General features: G+C 51.7%; 14 protein-coding genes. 1 reads left to right on the top strand and 13 read right to left on the bottom strand.

The window, feature by feature from the left end:
• Positions 1-130: 130 nt before the first annotated feature.
• The 4 genes from V8F51_RS19025 to V8F51_RS19010 form a co-directional block, all read right to left on the bottom strand.
• Positions 131-850, bottom strand: a complete 720-nt coding sequence (locus tag V8F51_RS19025) for a YebC/PmpR family DNA-binding transcriptional regulator (RefSeq protein ID WP_337101963.1) — start codon at positions 848-850, stop codon at positions 131-133.
• 121 nt (positions 851-971) lie between these two features.
• On the bottom strand, positions 972-1,226 hold the full coding sequence (locus tag V8F51_RS19020; protein WP_337101962.1) for a hypothetical protein: 255 nt from the start codon (positions 1,224-1,226) through the stop codon (positions 972-974).
• Between the two features lie 95 nt (positions 1,227-1,321).
• Positions 1,322-2,317 carry a Gfo/Idh/MocA family protein gene (locus tag V8F51_RS19015; RefSeq protein WP_337101961.1) on the bottom strand — a complete coding sequence of 332 codons (996 nt, stop codon included), beginning with the start codon at positions 2,315-2,317 and terminating at the stop codon, positions 1,322-1,324.
• Between the two features lie 49 nt (positions 2,318-2,366).
• Positions 2,367-3,275: a LysR family transcriptional regulator gene (locus V8F51_RS19010; RefSeq protein WP_337101960.1), complete on the bottom strand. Its 909-nt coding sequence runs from the start codon at positions 3,273-3,275 to the stop codon at positions 2,367-2,369.
• Positions 3,276-3,424: 149 nt separating this feature from the next.
• On the opposite strand from V8F51_RS19010, the gene V8F51_RS19005 reads away from it, so the two are divergent.
• The gene (locus tag V8F51_RS19005) at positions 3,425-4,168 is read left to right on the top strand and encodes an SDR family NAD(P)-dependent oxidoreductase (protein ID WP_337101959.1); all 744 of its coding nucleotides are present in this window, start codon (positions 3,425-3,427) and stop codon (positions 4,166-4,168) included.
• A gap of 68 nt (positions 4,169-4,236) precedes the next feature.
• Here V8F51_RS19005 and V8F51_RS19000 read toward each other — a convergent pair whose 3' ends face one another.
• The 9 genes from V8F51_RS19000 to V8F51_RS18960 form a co-directional block, all read right to left on the bottom strand.
• The gene (locus tag V8F51_RS19000; RefSeq protein ID WP_337101958.1) at positions 4,237-7,062 is read right to left on the bottom strand and encodes a sugar-binding domain-containing protein; all 2,826 of its coding nucleotides are present in this window, start codon (positions 7,060-7,062) and stop codon (positions 4,237-4,239) included.
• A gap of 41 nt (positions 7,063-7,103) precedes the next feature.
• Entirely contained in the window at positions 7,104-8,702 is a 1,599-nt protein-coding gene (locus V8F51_RS18995; RefSeq protein WP_337101957.1) for a response regulator transcription factor, read from the bottom strand.
• Positions 8,702-10,489 (bottom strand): cache domain-containing sensor histidine kinase, encoded by a 1,788-nt coding sequence (locus tag V8F51_RS18990; protein ID WP_337101956.1) that lies wholly within the window; start codon positions 10,487-10,489, stop codon positions 8,702-8,704. Before V8F51_RS18990 ends, V8F51_RS18995 begins: the two co-directional genes overlap by 1 nt.
• A gap of 104 nt (positions 10,490-10,593) precedes the next feature.
• Positions 10,594-12,288, bottom strand: coding sequence for a hypothetical protein (locus V8F51_RS18985; RefSeq protein ID WP_337101955.1), 1,695 nt, complete (start codon positions 12,286-12,288; stop codon positions 10,594-10,596).
• Positions 12,289-12,365: 77 nt separating this feature from the next.
• The gene (locus V8F51_RS18980) at positions 12,366-13,262 is read right to left on the bottom strand and encodes a carbohydrate ABC transporter permease (protein WP_337101954.1); all 897 of its coding nucleotides are present in this window, start codon (positions 13,260-13,262) and stop codon (positions 12,366-12,368) included.
• A 3-nt stretch (positions 13,263-13,265) separates the two neighbouring features.
• Entirely contained in the window at positions 13,266-14,159 is an 894-nt protein-coding gene (locus tag V8F51_RS18975; RefSeq protein WP_337101953.1) for an ABC transporter permease, read from the bottom strand.
• A 485-nt stretch (positions 14,160-14,644) separates the two neighbouring features.
• Positions 14,645-16,255 (bottom strand): ABC transporter substrate-binding protein, encoded by a 1,611-nt coding sequence (locus V8F51_RS18970; protein ID WP_337101952.1) that lies wholly within the window; start codon positions 16,253-16,255, stop codon positions 14,645-14,647.
• A 111-nt stretch (positions 16,256-16,366) separates the two neighbouring features.
• Positions 16,367-17,278, bottom strand: a complete 912-nt coding sequence (locus V8F51_RS18965) for a carbohydrate ABC transporter permease (RefSeq protein WP_337101951.1) — start codon at positions 17,276-17,278, stop codon at positions 16,367-16,369.
• Positions 17,279-17,298: 20 nt separating this feature from the next.
• Positions 17,299-18,267, bottom strand: a complete 969-nt coding sequence (locus V8F51_RS18960) for an ABC transporter permease (RefSeq protein ID WP_337101950.1) — start codon at positions 18,265-18,267, stop codon at positions 17,299-17,301.
• Position 18,268 lies beyond the last annotated feature (1 nt).

Raw genomic sequence — 18,268 nt, 5'->3', positions numbered from 1 at the left:
TACAAAAAAACAAACGGCAAAGGAGGTTCCCCATGCCGTTTCGGATTACATTCATATTCCTGATCTTGTCTTAGAGGTTATCTTAATGACATTGGGCCGCAGCCCCGTCTCTTCTTCTAGCTTCTATGTTCTACTCTTCCAGCTCGACGTTGTGGTACACTTGCTGCACGTCTTCGAGATTCTCGATGACATCGAGCATTTTCTCGAACTGCGCTTGCGCGTCCGCAGGCAGCGTCAGATCGTTCTGAGCTAGCATCGTCAGCTCGGCAATCGAGAATTCGGTTACGCCGACGTTCTTAAGCGCTTCCTGTACGGCATGGAATTGCTCGGGATCGGCGTAGACGATAACCGTGTCTTCTTCCTCCATAACGTCGCGAACGTCCACTTCCGCTTCCACCAAAATCTCAAATACTTCGTCGGCGCTTTTGCCGCTAAGACCGATAACCGCTGTTGCATCGAACATATAGGCAACGGAGCCGCTTACGCCAAGACTGCCGCCGTTCTTCGTAAAAGCAGCGCGCACCTCGGACGCGGTACGGTTCACGTTATTCGTAAGCGCATCGACGATAACCATCGCGCCGTTAGGCCCGAAGCCTTCATAACGAAGCTCGTCGTAGTTCTCTTCCGCTCCGCCTTTTGCTTTCTCAACCGCACGGTCAATGATCGCTTTCGGCACGTTGTACGTCTTTGCACGCTCAAGCACAACCTTCAGCGCGCGGTTCGATTCCGGATCTGGCTCGCCGGATTTCGCCGCTACATAAATCTCGCGTCCGAACCTAGCGTAGATACGGCTTGTTTGCCCGTCCTTAGAAGCTTTCTTTTCTTTAATATTATTCCACTTACGTCCCATACTGTTCCCGCTCTCTTTCGCTCATAAATTAAGTACGTGAATGATGCTTGTACGTGATTACTCATATTTTATAGGTTATCCGCAGGGGAATGCAACCCCGCCGCAGAGGGATTGTCGATTATTAGAGTAAACTGCCCCACCACGCCTTAAGCTCATAGACGCATAATCCTTCATGCTCGCCGAACATTTGCATATCCTGCTTCTCTTCGTCCGTCCAAGCCGCAACCTCGCTTACTGATGCTACGGAGTATCTTTTGCCCGTTAGCCCGGATATGAATACGATGCTTCCATCATAGCCTTCGGACTGCTCCAGCATCTCGGCAGGCACACCCGTTACCGCAACGACTGCCGCTTTTTCTTTCTCACTTGCCTTCAACCCTAGCTCCTCCTTCCTCGTTATAAAAAAACAATCAAGCCGCCCGGCCAAATGCCAGGCAGCTCGATTATCGTCATTATAACTACCTGTGCCTGTTAGGCTTGTTCGTCCGCCGGGTAACGCAAGCCCCATTGCGATCGTATCGTATCCAATGTTTGCATAATCGCAAGCGTCTCGTCCAGCGGCATCGTTGCGCTTTCCAGCTTGCCTTCGCGCAGGCAATTCATAGCTTCCTCCGCCTCGAAGTTGTAGCCGCTCTGTTCACGGCTGTCCTCGAATCGAACCGGCTCCGCGCCGGATACATGCAGCGTAGCCGACCTGCTGAACAAGAAGTTCGGCGCATGAATGTAACCTTTCGTGCCGTATATATAAGCGTCGCTCACCATACCGAGCTGAACCGCGCCGTTAAGCGCCGCCGTCTTGCCGCCCTCGTATTCGAACAAGAGGGAGAACTGCTCATCCACGCCGGTTTGTCCGATTCGAGCGCTGCTCATAATGTTCGTCGGCTGCTCGCCGAAGACCATCGAAGCGAAGGATACCGGGTAGATGCCCGCATCCAGAAGCGCTCCGCCGCCAAGCTTCGGATCAAGCAGACGGCTTTCCGGCGCCCAACCGATGTTGAAGCCGAAGTCGGCCTTAACCATGCGGACTTCGCCAATGTGACCCTCTGCCAGCCATTCTCTCACTTTGCGAATCGGCGGCAAGTAACGCGACCACATCGCTTCCATCAAGAATACGCCGCTTTGGCGCGCCAATTGAATCATTTCCTCCGCTTCCGCCGCATTCATCGTGAACGGCTTCTCGCACAAAACAGCTTTGCCTGCACGCAGCAGCATGAGAGCGTTCTCTTTATGGGCAGGATGCAGCGTTCCGATGTAAACAATATCAACTTCCTCGTCAGCGGCAAGCTCTTCCAAGCTGCCGTAGGCGCGAGGAATATTGAATTTACTAGCGAAGCTTTCCGCCTTCTCTAGGTTTCTTCCCCCAACGGCTACTAGTTTGGCGCCTTCAGCATGAGCCAAGTCAGTAGCGAATTTTGAAGAAATTCCGCCTGGACCTGCGATACCCCAATTAATCGTTTTCACTGTCACGTTCTCGTCCACCCCTTAATGAATAATAATTGCTAATCTTATTATAAAGTTATTTCATCATAATCGAAAGCTCGTGCTTCAACCGGTTAATGAAACTCTTCGACACGGCCGACATTTGCTTCTGTTGCGACTGAATCCAGCCCAAATAAACCGGCTTCTGCTGCGGTACGTCTATGTCAACGACCACGTATTCGCGGTTCGCCAATCCGCTATCCTCCTCGAAGGAGTAGCTGACTCCGACAGTAATCGCGAGATGATCCATAAGCGACTTCCTGATCGAATCGCGATTGTTCGTCGTGAACAATATATCGACCGGCCCGTACCGCTGCTGGAAATCATTCATAAACCAGTTAACGTAATCATCGTTATACAGCACAATCGTTTCTTGCCTCAACTCATCCGGACTAATCGAATCTCTGATACCAAGCGAGGTCTTCCTGCTGCCGGCGGCAACCATCCTAACCTCCATTAACGGCTCGAACGATAGCCCCGTGTTATCGATCAGTCGATCTTCATACAGGATAATAAAACCGAGGTCGCTTCGGTTATGGATAATGTCGTCGATAATCACTTGCGAGCCCTTCTCGATGATTTCCATGCTTATATTCGGAAAATCCTTCTTGAACCCGATGACGCTGTTCACGAGCAGCGTCATCGGACTTGGAATCGTCGAGATGCGCAGCTCGCCTTTCATTGTATTGGAGTTGCTCATCGCAAGCTCCTTCAGTTCCTCGTATTTGCTAAGAAGCTCGAACGCTTTCTTAATAATTAGCTTTCCCTCAGCGGTAGGAGAAGCTCCTGTGCGGGAGCGAACAAATAACGCAACGCCCCACTCCGTTTCGAGACTTGTAATCGACTGGCTAATGGCTGACAACGTCACATGCAGGTTTTGCGCGGCAGCTGAGATCGATCCGGTCTTCGCTACTTCAACGATATATTGCAGCTTCTCAATATGCATAAGCATCTCGCCCTTAGTTAAGATATATTTAATGAATGTTAAATTTATTTCAATAATCATTAATATACAGAAGTGCTACAATAGAAGCAAGGAAGACAAGACATACTAGTAACTAGCCAAACTTGACATGCAGAAGGGAAGCTGACAATATGCGATTTCAAAATAAAGTAGCTATAATAACCGGCGGAGGCAGCGGTATTGGAGAAGTAACGTCGAAGCTATTCGCCCAAGAAGGTGCAAAGGTCGTTATCGCTGATTACTCCGATCGCGGACAAACCGTATCCGATGAGATGAATGCAGCGGGCTTCGATACGCTGTTCGTGAAGACAGATGTGTCCAAGGAAGCCGACGTAGCCAATATGGTTGCCCAAACGGTTGCCAAATATGGCAAGCTCGATATTCTGTTCGCCAACGCCGGTATCGGAGCCGGCGGTTCGGTCCATGAGCTGACTGCTGAAGCTTGGCAGCGCATGATCGATATTAACTTAACCGGCGTGTTCTATAGCGGCAAGCATGCCGTGAAGCAGATGCTTGAACAAGGAACAGGCGGTGCGATCGTCAACTGCGGATCGATCCATAGCCACGTGGGCAAAGGCGGCGTGAACGCATACGCCGCAGCCAAAGGCGGCGTCAAGCTGCTGACGCAATCGATGGGTATCGATTACGCCCAGCAAGGCATTCGCGTGAATGCCATCTGTCCTGGCTACATCGACACGCCGCTGATCGGAGGACGGAACGAAGCGCTCAATCAACATCTGGTCTCGCTGCATCCGATGGGACGCCTAGGCAAACCTGAAGAAGTCGCCAAAGCCGTCTTGTTCTTAGCGAGCGATGACGCTTCCTTCATTACGGGCACAACGCTGCTCGTCGACGGCGGCTACACCGCGCAATAAGCGGTCGCGCATACAGCAAACGCCACTAAAACAAGCCGCCCTGTGCTTAGGAGACAGGGCGGCTATTGTTATTCGTTCGGGTAAGAAGGATTAAGGACGGCTTCTCCTCGATGCGACTGCCTTTCGACCGCCGCATTCGGGTCTAAGACCGCGCGCAACTGTTCGAAGCTTAACTCCTCGGACGGCTTGAAGTCCGCGGAAGCCGCATATTGCAGCAAGCTATGCAGCAGTTGGCGCGCTTCCGGCTTATCTTGCTGCCCGATCAGATCGCTTGCGCATACAAGCAAGCTTCCATTGCCTACCTTAGCTTCGACAATTAGGCCCAGCTTATGATTGCGCTCGAAATTGTCAATGACCTGTACGACCGGACGGAATGTATCCGGCCACTCGTCCAGAATGAGCGAATGCGAGTTCATGACAATCGGCCACCATTGCCAATTGCTATGGAACTCGGTCGGAAACGCTTTGAACGCAGGATGCTGCTCGTCGCATAACAGGCCGAGCGTTCCCGGTGCGGGCGCCGCATTATTCCCTTCGCAAATAGAGCGAAACATCGGATAACACCAGAAGTCCGATGCAAAAAATCCTTGAATGTGGGAGGTGAGCTGCTTCTGATCAGGTATAAGCAGCACCCGTCCGCCGCCCGCAAGCAAATCGCATGTCTCTGCGTCAAGCGACCTGCGGATATGAACGGAATCAGCCGGATTCGTATCAATGTCCGCAGGATAGATCCAAATCGGATAATGATTCGTGACCTCGCTGTCCTTCCATCTCAGCTCCAGCTCCAACTTGCCCGGCGCCTCTAACTCCGAGTGAGACAGATCTATTCGAATCGTTCCCATAAACTCCAATACGCCTTGGCCGACATCCTTCGCCGCAGTCACGCCATTCCCGATGAACCGCTCGCCTTGCTTAAGCGACCACTCCAACTGAACGTCCTCAAGCGCGATGCCGCCGTAATTCGCCATTTCCAGTTGCGCTTCGAAATGTTCGCCTACGGTATAGGTATATCGCGGGAATCTCGCTAGCAATACGATATCCGCGCAGAATTCGCGCCAAAGCTCCGGCTCGATGAATCCTTTGGATTCCATGAACGCATCTAGTACGCCGACTAATGCCGTTCCTTGGCCAGGAAAGTCTTGCAGATCGAGCAGCTGGAAGCCGCCGAAGCCCGGCGTGCGCAAAGCGGCTTCGATTTCTTCGCGATAGCATATCACCGCAAGCTGCCCCGATGCTTTGAAGAAATCATCGGCTTGCCCCAACATGCCGGCTTGCTGCAGCCGTTCGCGGAATACTTCAAAGTTACGCGCCTCCAAGACGCCTGTATATTTATCGATCTCGCCAAAATTCGGAAACGATTGATATTGGCCAATCTCATGGCCGACGATCGGAATCGGAGCGTCCGGCAGATTGTCTCTATAGTCCACGACCGTTGAAGGGTAGCTGGCCTGCACATGGCCAAGCGGCAGATCCGCGTGAGAGAACGAAGCCCGCACGATCGAGCCGCCAACCCCCGTTCGCATCGTCACCCAGAAATCCGATTCTTCCGAGAACGATGGCGCCCAGAAATAATTGTTCGCTCCCTCGGCGTACAAGCGTCTGTTGTCATGCTCCCGATATTCCTTCAGGAGCGCCGACATCGCAGGGCGGCTTCCATGCAGTTCGTTGCCAAGCGTGAATAGGGCAAAGGATGGATGATTGCCGTAAGCATCTAGAATACGCAAGCCTTCGCTCCGCAAATACTCCGCTCTCGCTTCGTCGTAATCCTCATCCCCCGGTTCTTGAAACGCTCCCCAATACGGGAGCTCCGGCTCGAAGTAGACGCCGAGCCTATCGGCAGCCATAAATCCCGCTTCCGGCGGGCAGCATGTATGGAATCGGTAATGATTAATACCGTAGGACTTGGCGATAGACAGCACCCGCATCCATTCTTCGACGGTCATCGGCGCGTAACCCGTCAGAGGGAAAGCAAGCGCATCATGCTTGCCGCGCAAAAAGACTTTGCTGCCGTTATTCGTGAACTGCGTTCCTTCCGTTCCGAATTGGCGCATGCCGAATGTTACAGACCGCTCGTCACGGTAAGCGCTCCCGCTTGCCGCCGCCTCAAGACCGATGCGCAGGCGGTATAGGACCGGGGTGAATTCACTCCACAGAGCAATCTCATTCCCAAGATCGTAGCTTGCTTGCATCGTCAGCTTGCCCGGTTCCGCTTGAAGTTGGGTAGTCTCTTTCTTAGGTGTATCGCAGCTTGAGGTTGCCCCTTCGCCTATCATGCCCGCGAGCGCAATCGTAAGAGAGGCGTCAGCCGTGAACGCTGTATCGTTATACACGTCGAACGTCAATCGAACGCACTTATTCCCTACATCCGGGAACGCTTGAATATTATCGAGTCGAATCGATTCCAATGCCTGAAGCTCCAGTCTGCCCAGCAGCCCGTTCCAATTCGTCTGCGTATCGGGAGATGTCATATGACCGCCCTTTATCGGCAAACCGCCATTATCGACAAGCACCGTTAACGTATACGTTCCGGGCTTCATAGCTCCGATTTCGTACACATGCGGCGCGCTGACGCTGTTCTGCGAACCAAGCCATTGCTCCCCGATCCACACCTGCGTGACTCTCGTTCGTTCCATATACAACCGAATCGGCTTGCCCGCCCATTCTTCCTTAATCTCGATTTCGCGCTGATACCAGGCATACCCGACTAACGGGTAGGCTTCTGTAAGGTGGGCAATTTCTCTAGCCGTGTTATACTCGCCTTTCTTATTCTCCGCCGTCGTCCCGGGCAACTGAATGTTTTCCTGCAGCTTCTCTTTAAAATATTGACGCTCGATGCCCTGCTTTGACGCATCTAGGCAAAATCTCCACGTACCCGCTATTGATTCTATTATCATATGAATATGCCTCCAGTCCTCGTCCTTGGCTTGAAATTGCCTTAATGGTAATCCCTATATTCCTGCGGCGTATAACCCGTCGTCTTCTTGAACAAATAAGCGAAATACGCCGATGTTTGAAATCCGACCTGCTCGGACACTTCGTAGATTTTTATGTTTGGATCGCGAAGCAATTCCTTTGCTTTATTCATGCGCGTTTCCTGCAAAAAATCGGATATCGTCTTGCCCATCTCTTTTTTGAACAGGACGCTTAAGTAGCTCGCATTCAAATGATGGAGCTCGGCGAGCTGCTTCACCGTAATATGATCTTGGAAATGCGCCTCCAAATACTCCGTCACCTTGCCGATCAGGTTATGTCTTTGGTTCGCTTCGCCCTTCGTTTCTATCACCATATAGCGCTGCACGTAATCAAGCACGACTTCCCGGATCTGCGCCTCGCTCCTGCAATCGATCAGCTTCTGCCACATCTCCAAATTCATTTCCCCGCCCAGCTCTTTGTTCCACTTCTGCTTGCGGGCAAGCTCGCTGAGCAACGCCATGCCGAATGCCTGCATATACGTAAACATCATCGAGGGCTGAGACAGCAGCATATCGAACACATTGTTCACGTATTCGACAACCTTGCTCGCATCCGCAGCCGTTTCCGTAAGGCCGATAATTTCGGGGATCATCTCCTCACGCAGCCTGAATTGTTGAAAATCGGATTCGTCCAAACGGTCATAATGCAAAATTTGTCCGCCCTCCATCAAGCGGGATCTAGCCATCATGAATTTCACTTCCTTGTACAGCGACGGAACCTCTTCCCATGTCGTGCACACTCTGCTCGTGCCGATCGTGACCGTTGAGCCGTATTGCTCCTGCATGACGTTTTGGATGAACAAAAGCTGTTTCTCGATCGCTGCCCGTTCGATGGGAGTCAAATTAATATGCATCGCGACAATCTCATCCGTACCGGTCTTCGCAACATAGACATGCCGGTAATCGGACAGCCCGACATGAACCGCTTTCAAAAATCCGGTGCCGATCACGACCCGCTCTCTCGCATCCTGTCCCGAAGAGTGGAACTGATCATAGCCGAAGACGATTAACCCGATTTCTTGCTGGCATGCGGGAAGCTCCAGCAACCGCCCCCATGAATGCAGCATGTCAAGATCGATGCCTGCCTCCACGATTACATCCGCCACGAACCGTTCTCTGACGATGTCCAGGCTGCCGGACACTTTCTCTTGCAGCTCTTGCGCCTGTTCCTCGATTTGCAGCAGCTTCGTCAACGTCTTCCGAAACCCGCCCAGCTTGCTCTCGACCTCCTCCACCTTAATCGGCTTAAGGACATAGGCTTGCGCCCCGACGTTCATCGCTTCCTGCACGAATTCGAATTCGTTATAGCCGCTGATCATTAGCACTTGAAGCTGCGGATGAATGGCTTTGGCCTTCGCGACAAGCTCGATCCCCGTCATAACAGGCATGGAAACATCCGATATGAGCACATCCACAGGAGCATTCCGCATTATTTCGAGCGCTTCGTGACCGGACTCTGCGGTGAAGGGAATATCGAAGCCAAGATCATTCCACTTGATATAACGTATCAGTCCTTGAATATGGGTAGGCTCGTCATCGACAATCAACGCTTTTAACAACATCACATCACCTTCCTGATCTGCGGCCTATTGGCGCATGCAGGTATAATAATCGTTACCGCCGTCCACTCGTTCTCTTTGCTGTCTATCGTAAATTCATGCTTATTCTCAAAATAAAGCTGGAGCCGCTCTCGAATGTTGGCCGTGCCGAAGCCGTTTCCGTTCCCCGCCTGCTTCCCTAACCGGATTTGTTCCAGCATATCGCCCGGGATGCCTCTGCCGTTATCGAATACCTCGAAACGGACGTTATCCTGCTCCAGCTGCGCCGATATGCGGATGAACCCGTCCTTCTTTCCCGTAATGTTGCCGTGCAAATAACAGTTCTCCACGATAGGCTGCAACAGAAGCTTAATCGTGTACAGCTCCAGCAGTTCCTGATCGATATGCCATTCGATCGTTACCCTGCCCGGATAACGCATCTCTTGGATTTCCAAATAAGCTCTCACATGGTCAAGCTCGCCTTTTATTTGCGTCACATTGATTTTATTGTCCAGCGCCAGCCGGTAAAAGGCAGTCAGTGCGTCGATCGTGCGCAGCTGCGTATCGTCCTGCAAATCCATCGCCCGCCATCTCAGCAGGCTTAACGAATTGTATATAAAATGCGGATTGATCTGCGCCTGCAGCGCTTTGAACGATTGCTCGCGTTCCTTGAGCTTCGCTTGGGTAATGTCTTCGACAAGCATTCCTAAACGGCCGGACATCGAATTAAACAAAATCTCCAGCTCGCCGAGCTCGTCTTTGCCGGTATTGCGGATACTGACATCGAACTGGCCTTGGCTGACATCGTTCATCCGCGTGCCCAGCTTGCGGATGCGCCAAACGACGTTTTTCAGCACCGTCATAATTAAGAAGGTGGAGCATAGCAGAAAAACAAAAATAATCGCGATAATGCCATAAAGGATCGTCTTGGACTGACGCTCCAGCTGATCCATCTGAATGAGCGCGGCCACATGCCAATTCGAGCCGATCGGCCTTACCATCAGCAGATTGCCGTCGACCGTCACTCCGTCGGACAAGCCAGCTTCCTCCCAGTGGTTGCTAAGCGTCGTGTCATGAAGCTTCAATCCGATTTTTCCCGGATCGGAGGATACGATGATCGTACCGTAATCGTCCATGATCGATAACTCGCCCGAACCGCTGAACGGCCGGTCGAACAGCTCGCCGAATACCGTTTTATAGTCCAGCAGCAAATAAATGATGCCCTGCAAATCTCCGGCAGGACTCATTATTTTATGGGAAATGACAAGTTTGTCTTTGTTCACGTTGGTCCACAGAAGCGCGCTGGGAGCAACGCTTGCCTTAGCGAACCATTCCGTTTCGTTGAAGCCCGGCTGCAAAATACGCTCTTCGGGCTTCCATAGCAGCCGACCGTCCTGCACGAGCATCGGATTCGTATGATAAATCCGGAAATCGTCGATGCCCGGCAAATATTTGCTCGTGAATACGAAGGAGCGGTCAACGTACTCGACGGTATTGAGCTGCTCGAACATATTGGAATAATCGCGGCTTAAGCGCGAGATCAGCTCGCCGTCCGTCGCCGTCCGCGTGGCGAGCACGTCGTAGCTTTGCTTGCGAAATTCAATATTTTGAACCGTCTGGCGCATCGCTTCGTTTATCGTGACCAAATAATTGTCTCTAAAGCTTTCCAACGCAAAATAGCCCGCGCCGACTCCTAGAAATATGGTAGGAATAAATATGATAGCTCCGTAAAGAATCAATATTTTACCTCGCAGGTTCATCTTGCTCGTGTATTGGATCACTATTCTCTCTAAGCTGCGGCGTAATGACATCGTATCCCTCCTTTCCATAGTGTAATGGCAATCGCAACAACGGAAAAGGGAGCAACCTCCCGAAAGGGGGCTGCTCCGTCATCGTTTATAGCTAACTAGCTAACTTAAGCGTTCTTTAACGCTTCATATTGCTCTTGCCATTCTTGCTTAACCTCGGTCCAGTGAGCGCGTTTCTCGAGCGCGTCGCGGAACGCGTTCCAAGTGGACTCGAACTGCTCGTCGCTCGTGGCCATAATGAATTTCGCCCGGTATTCTTTCCGGATGTTCTCCAGCTCGGGCAAATATTTCTCGATCAGGCCGCCTGCCTTCGCTTTCACCAAATCATGCGTGTCCGTGCTGCGAACTGCGCCCATCTGGCCGACCGCCGCCGTGAACTCCGCCGTTTTTTTGCTGCCGGCTTTGTCGCTTTGGCCGTAGTTCCACCATGGATACCAATCATTATTGTAGGAAGAGATCATGTACAGCTCCGGCGTTACTTTCGCTTTCTGTGCAGGTTCGCCGGAATTGCGCGCTTTTTCGTATTCGGCGTCGATATATTTCCACAGACCTAGCGGCTGGTCGACCCAGCCCCAGAACTTGCCTGCCGGTCCTTCGTTAATGACTTGCTGCTGCTCCGCTTTCGGCTGAAGCGTGTAATCAAGGAACTTCAGTATCGCTTCGATGTTTTTGGATTTGCTGCTAACGTACACATCGTAACCCGGGTACGGATTGATAACCGTGTTCGCGCCCAGCTTCTCCACGCCTTCTACTTTAGGGAATGGAACGACTTGATAGAACCAGCCCGGCTCTGTCGGCCCGTCTAGTTGCTCCCAAAGCGTAGCATCCACATTGAAGAAGCTGCCTACGTTCATCGCTACGCGACCGGCTTTGTTTTTCTCTTTGTAGCGTTCTTTTTTGTCGGTTACGACCTCGGGATCTACGAGATTGGAACGATACATTTGGTTCATCCACTGGTAAGCCGCTTTATACTGCGGGTCGTCATAGAGGAGGACGATGTCGTCGCCCTTCTTCTCAGCAGGGATAATGCCGCCGCCCGTCGTTACGCCGAACGTGCTGAGTACCGCATTTTCATCATTCCAAGTCGCCGTATCGTTAGGATCCATTAAGAAGCTAAGCGGAAGCAACGGTTTGCCCGATTCGTCTTTTTGCTCGGCCGCTTTTTTCAGAAACGCCTCTACGCCTTCGATCGTCGCCAAATCCTCTACGGTCATTCCGGCTTTCTCAAGCACGTCCGTACGTACGAGCCACGATTGGGAAGCCCAGCCCGGCCACGGATTGTCCGGATTCTGATCGAACCAGGTCGGAATCGACCAAATATGTCCGTCTGCGTCTTTCATGTCTTCCAGGTACTCTTTCGGAATCGCTGCAAGATTAGGATATTTATCGGGCATATCAAAATATTGCTCAACCGATAACACTTTATTGGAGCGGATCATCGCCGCTTTCACGATTTCGCTGCGACCGAATACCGCAGCATCCTCGAAGCCGCCCGTGTTCAGCTTCAGGTTCAGCGCCGTTACCGCGTCGCCTTGCGTCGCCTCAAGCTCCACTTCGACGCCCGGCTCTTCTTCCTTCCAATATTTCTGCACGAGACTGTCGTTGTTGACCGTAGCCGACCAGCCCAGCCATAGATTGAATTTTTGCGATCCCGCCGCGCTTCCGCCGCCTTGTTCCGCATTAGTGCCGCTTTGTTCCTTGTTCGAATTGTTCGAACCGGAGCAGCCGGCGACGACCGAGACCAACAATACGGCAGCCATTGCGAGCAGGCTGTTTCTCTTCACCCATTTGCCTTTCATCATGTTCTTTTTTCTCCCCTTTATTCGTTTTCGGTAAATCCGGTATATGGTTAATCATTATACCCTCTGCAAGCTTTCCGTTACCCCTTGACGGAGCCGATCAATACGCCCTTCACGAAATATTTCTGAAGGAACGGATACACGCACAGAATCGGAATCGCGCTTACCATTACGGTAGCCATCTTCACCGACATGAGCGTCACGTTCTGCATCTGCGATCCTCTGGCGAGCGCCTCCTGATTGGAGTTCGATCCCAAAATGGCCGACATGTCCTGCGCCTGCAACAGCTGCTGCAAGAACGTTTGGACCGGAATCAAATCCTGCTTGGTCACGTAGAACGCGCCGGCGAACCAGTCGTTCCAATGCCCTACGGCGGTGAACAATCCGATTGCCGCAAGCATCGGCTTGGATAACGGCACGATGAGCTGGAACAAAATGCGGAACGGCCCTGCTCCGTCCAGCTCCGCGGACTCGATGAGCGCCTCCGGAATGCCTTGGATGAACTTCAGCATGACGAACATATTCCAAGCGGAGAACATCGCCGGTATGATGTAGACCAGGAAGTTGTTGATCAGCCCGAGATTGTACAATTGAATGTAGAGCGGAACGAGCCCGCCGCTGAAGAGCATCGTGATCAAAATATAGCTCAATATCGATTTGCGGAACGGAATCCGTTGGTACGACAAGCCAAATGCGACCATCAGCGTAACCAGAAGGCCCGCTATCGTTCCGAGCACGGTACGCGCTATCGTAATGAGATAGGCATGCTGGATGACTTCGTTGCCGAGCACGATTTCATAGTTGATCAGCGTGAACGCCCGGGGCCATAAGTACACCCCGCCCTTCGCCGCATCCGTTCCCTCGTTCAGCGAAATCGCCAGCATATAAGCAAACGGATAAAGTACGGATAAGCATAGCAGGAGCATGAGCGCGATAACGACGCCTTGCGATAGTTTTTCACCCGTTGTACGTTTCATCGCTTACCATAACCCCTCGCCGTTCAATTTTCTGGATAGCTGATTCGTGAGCACGACAAGAATAAGACTTATGACGGAAGACAGCAGCCCGATTGCGGTAGCCATTCCGAAATACCCTTGCTGTAGGCCGGTTCGAAGCACATACGTATCTAGAACGTCCGCTACCTGCATGTTCGCCGGATTCATAAGCGGATAGATCTGATCCATGCCTACGGCGATCAGGCTCGGAATGCTTAAGATAAGCACGATCGATACGGTCGGCATAATGCCCGGAAGGGTGACATGCTTGATCTGCGCCCACTTCCCTGCTCCCTCGACCTTGGCCGCTTCGTACAGCTGCGGATCGATGGCCGATATAGCCGCGAGGTACAGTATCGTATTCCAGCCTACCTCTTTCCATAGGCCGCTAGAGACGATCATCGGCCGGAACCATTCCTCCGAGCCAAGGAAGAAGATCGGTTGCCCGCCCATCTTCGCAATCAGATCGTTGGCCAGGCCTCCATCCAGCGTCAGAAACGATTGCAGGATATAAGCTACGACGATCCATGAGAAGAAATGGGGCAAATAGCTGACGGACTGAACGAACCGTTTGAAGCCATTATGCACCAATTCGTTGATCATTAACGCAAGGATGATCGGAGCCGGAAATCCGAATACGAATTTCAATACGGAGATGAACAGCGTATTTTTGACGACAACCCAGAACTGCGGTTCTTGCAGAAACGCGAAGTTCGCCATTCCGACCCACGGGCTTTCCCAAATAGAGGAGCCAATCTGAAATTCGCGGAATGCGATTTGAATCCCCGCCATCGGGATATAGTTGAATAGAAACAAGAGCAACACTGCAGGAAAAATCATTACATATTGCCATCGGTATTTGGATAGTTGTGCTAACATGATGTCTGTGTTCCCCCCTTCTGCTCTTAATTGTAAGTGCATTCGGAGAGTTGAACCATATAACGGTGATTGGATTTTCATCGTAATGATTAGACGTTTGACCTCTGTGACGCATATCCGCCCGCACACATCATTAGGCTGTTTCATTTCCAGTCAAACTGTAATTCGGCTGCTTTTATCCCAATTTGATTGATGAAAGAGGCTGTCGTTAAATGGTTAGACATTTAGATATGATCTCAATTTTTGGTTAGTCACCGTTAATCGACAGCCTTTGAAATCGACTCTAATTATCTGGTCGACGAGCAAGCCGTGGTGCGGAGACCGAAGAGTGACTGTATAAGGCTAAAAAGTATACCTATTCTGTCAAATCAGGCTGGCGTGGGAGTGATAGAGATAGAAACTATACCTATTTCAAAAATAAAAGGGGACCGCCCCAAAAGCCTATTGGCTTTCGGGGCGATCCCCTTGTTACTCAGCTTATTCGATTAGCCCTCGATCAGCTTCTTGTAAGCATCCATTTGACGTTGCAGCTCGGCGAGCACTTTGTCGTAACCGGCTGTTTTCAGCTTGTTGCGGAATTCTTCAACCGCTTTAACAGGGTCGCCTGCTTTACCGTACCCAATGGCAGGCCCCATCTCGCCGGATACTTGCGTAACCGCTGTGAGCTCAGCCTCAACCGGCGTTTTGTCGAAGACGAATTGGCCGTAAGGGTAAGGTTTTTTGTAGCCGTCGTATTCCGCATAGAGCGTTTCTTCCAATTGATCCCATGTCGTTGCGCTCGGAATTTCGAATTTGTCGACACGGCCGCCCCAAAAGTCGGCGTAGAATGCGTGCTTCGCTTCGTCGTAGCCTGCCGGCTGTTGACGTTTGCCATCTACTACTTCATATTGAACGCCTTCGAGACCGTAGTTGATGAGGTGATAGATTTGCTCGTCGTTGCGAATCAGATCGTACGCCATAAGCGCGCGTTCCGGGTTTTTGCTGTGCGCGCCGACCGATGTGCCGCCGTGCGTGATAGACAGCTCCATCAGGTTGTTGGCGCGCGTACGGTGGAACGGGAACATTTGCAGCTCGGAGCCCGGTTGGTCTTTGTCCATTTGGACGCGAAGTCCTCCGAACGTCTGCGTATGATGCTGGTCAACGCCCGACAAGCCGGCACGGAGTGCTGCGCGCGCGTCGTTCTTATTGTTCAACACGTCTTCACGCCAGTAGCCTTTGTCCGCCCATTCCTTCATCAGCTTGGCGTAGTTCAGGAACGTATCCTCGAATACGGGGCTGTTCACCGTATATTTCTCGTCATACGATTTCGTTGCGTAAATCGGCAGGTAACCCGTCGCGATCGGCAGCTCCAAGTTATCGGAGTATGAAGCGACATAACCGCCGAACGTGCTCGTTTGCGCGGCTGCGTCCCAAGGAATAACATCCGGCTTGTTGTCTTTTATATATTGAAGATATTTGCCCATTGTTTCCCAATCCTTGATCGGCTCCGTAATGCCTGCTTCTTTCGCCCAGTCTCCACGGTAGTAGAAGCCGTGGTTAACCCATTGCGTGTATTCGTTTTCGGGAATGAGTACGATTTTTCCGCCAAATTTGCTCTCTGCCCAATCTTCTTCCGGAATAGAGTTCCACGTCTGCGGCGCGTACGTCGGCAGCAGATCGTCAAGATTCATGAATGCGCCGCGCTGAGCGTTGCCCCAAGTATCGAGCCAGTCCGTACCAATCGTGATAAGGTCGATTGCTTCGCCCGATGCGAGCAGCAGGTTGTATTTCGTTGTCCAGTCGGCCCACTCCACCCATTTCCACTCCAGCTCGGCGTTGATTTTTCCTTTCATCAGCTTATTAACTTCGGCCAGCACCGCCTCAAACTGTCCATTGGTCGGTTTGTTGCCGAGTACGACGTAGCTGATTTTGACGAACTTGGACGTATCCGGACCTTTCGTTTCTTCTCCGCCGTTGTCCGGGGCATTCGTCGCTGCACCCTTATTCGTTTCGGCTGGCGGTTCGTTGTTTCCTCCGTTATTACCTGAGCAGGCCGCTACAACGAAGATCATCATGATCGCAATCAGCAGCGCGGAAATTCTCTTCAAGTTGGACATTGCTATTCTCCCCTTTGGTTTGATTGATTGGGCCTTAGCCCGCTATGTGAATAGACCGCTTGCGACATTCGGCCTACGGCACATCAAACGCCAAACGTCAAACGCCAAGCACTACCCTTTTACAGCGCCAACCGTAATCCCTTTAATGAAGTAACGCTGCACGAACGGGTAGAACAGAATAACCGGCCCCGTCGCGACGACGGCAGTCGCCATCTTCATCGATTCCAGCGGCACATCGCGCAGCTCTACGTTGGAAGCGGCAGCGGAATTTCGAATGAAATCAGCGCTAGTAATCGTGTTGTACAGAAACAGCTGAAGCGGACGATACTTCAAATCCGACGATAGGAACAGCATCGAGTTGTACCATTCATTCCAGTACCCCAAGGCGATGAACAAGCCGATCGTGGCGAGCGCCGGCGTCGTCATTGGCAGAATCAGCTTCAGGAAAATCGTGAAGTCGCCTGCACCGTCGATTTTGGCGGATTCGGTAATGGCATGCGGGATCGAGCGTACGAAGCTTTTCATCATAATAATGAGGAACGGGCTAAGCAGCCCCGGAAGCAGCACAGCCAAGTAATTATCCTTGAGCGTCAAATATTGCGTCATTAGCAGGTAGAAAGGAACTAACCCGCCGGAGAACAGCGTCGTGAAGTAGATGAAGAACGATATCCCGTTGCGGTAGCCGAAGTCGGGACGCTGCAGCGCGTAACCGGTCATCGCAACAAGGAACAAGCCGATTGCCGTGCCGGTCAAAGTGATGCCAAGTGTAACGAAATACGAGCCGATCATCATATCGGGATTTTCGAAGACGATTTTGTACGCGAACGTACTGAATTCTCTCGGCCAGAAGTTAAAGCCAAACTTCTTAATGGCTCCCTCCGCGGTGAATGACGTGCCGAGTATGAGCAGGAAAGGCAGCAAGCAGCAAAGCGCGAAGAAGGATATGAACGCATAGCCGAACACTCTGACGATAATGCCGCTCATATCGGTTCGTATGCTTCTGGACTCCTCCGATTGTTCCATGACAGTCACCTCCTAATGGGTTAGAATAGGGAGTTCTCGGGCGACGCTTTCTTCACAAGCCAGTTCGCAGTAATGACAACGATGAAACCAAAGACGGATTGATAGAGGCTCACGGCGCTGCCGAGCGAGAAGTTGAAGTTGGTCATAAGCGCCCGGAATACGTAGGTCTCGATAATATCCGTCGTCGGATACAGCGCCGTATTGTTCGCCCCGACAAGGTTGTAAAAGAGTCCGAAATTGCCTTTAAGCACGCCGCCGAGCGAGAAGAGCATTAGAATGATAAACGTCGGCTTCAGCCAAGGAATAATAATGTAGCGGATGCGCTGGAACGCGTTCGCCCCGTCAATCTCCGAGGCTTCAATAATTTCATTGTCGAGACCCATGATAGCCGCAAAATAAATGATGGAGCCGTAGCCGGTAGCCTGCCATAAGAAGGTGAGGACGATAATGAACGGCCAGATCGTAGGATTGGAGTAGGTTTTGACTGGATCCATGCCGAGTGATTCGAGTATCCCGTTCAACAGGCCGTAGTCGTAGCTGAGGATGTTGTAGGCAATGAGGCCGATGAGCACGGCCGAGATGAAGTGTGGAAGAAACATGAGCGTCTGCGATACTTTTTTGAACCATTTTTTGCGCAGCTCATTAAGCAGGATTGCGACGAATATTTGCAGGAAGTTGCCTAACACGATAAAGACCAGATTGTAGGCTACCGTGTTGAAGGTGAGCCGCCATAAGTCGCCATTGATGACGAGAAAGCGGAAGTTGTCGAAGCCGACGAATGGACTTTTGAATATGCCGTCCGAGTAATTGTATTGGATGAACGCAAGGTACAAGCCCGGCATCGGCAAGTAGGCGAATATGATAAAGAAGAGGATAGCAGGCAAGCACATAAGCATTAACGTCTTGTTATTCCAAAAGCGCCTGAGCCGTCCCGAGCCGGCAGGCAGGGGCTTGCTGCTCGGGACGGATGTTTTCAGAGCGGTTGACATC

Source organism: Paenibacillus sp. YIM B09110, assembly GCF_037167145.1.
Taxonomy (GTDB): domain Bacteria; phylum Bacillota; class Bacilli; order Paenibacillales; family Paenibacillaceae; genus Pristimantibacillus.
This window is presented reverse-complemented; position numbering and strand designations above follow the sequence as displayed.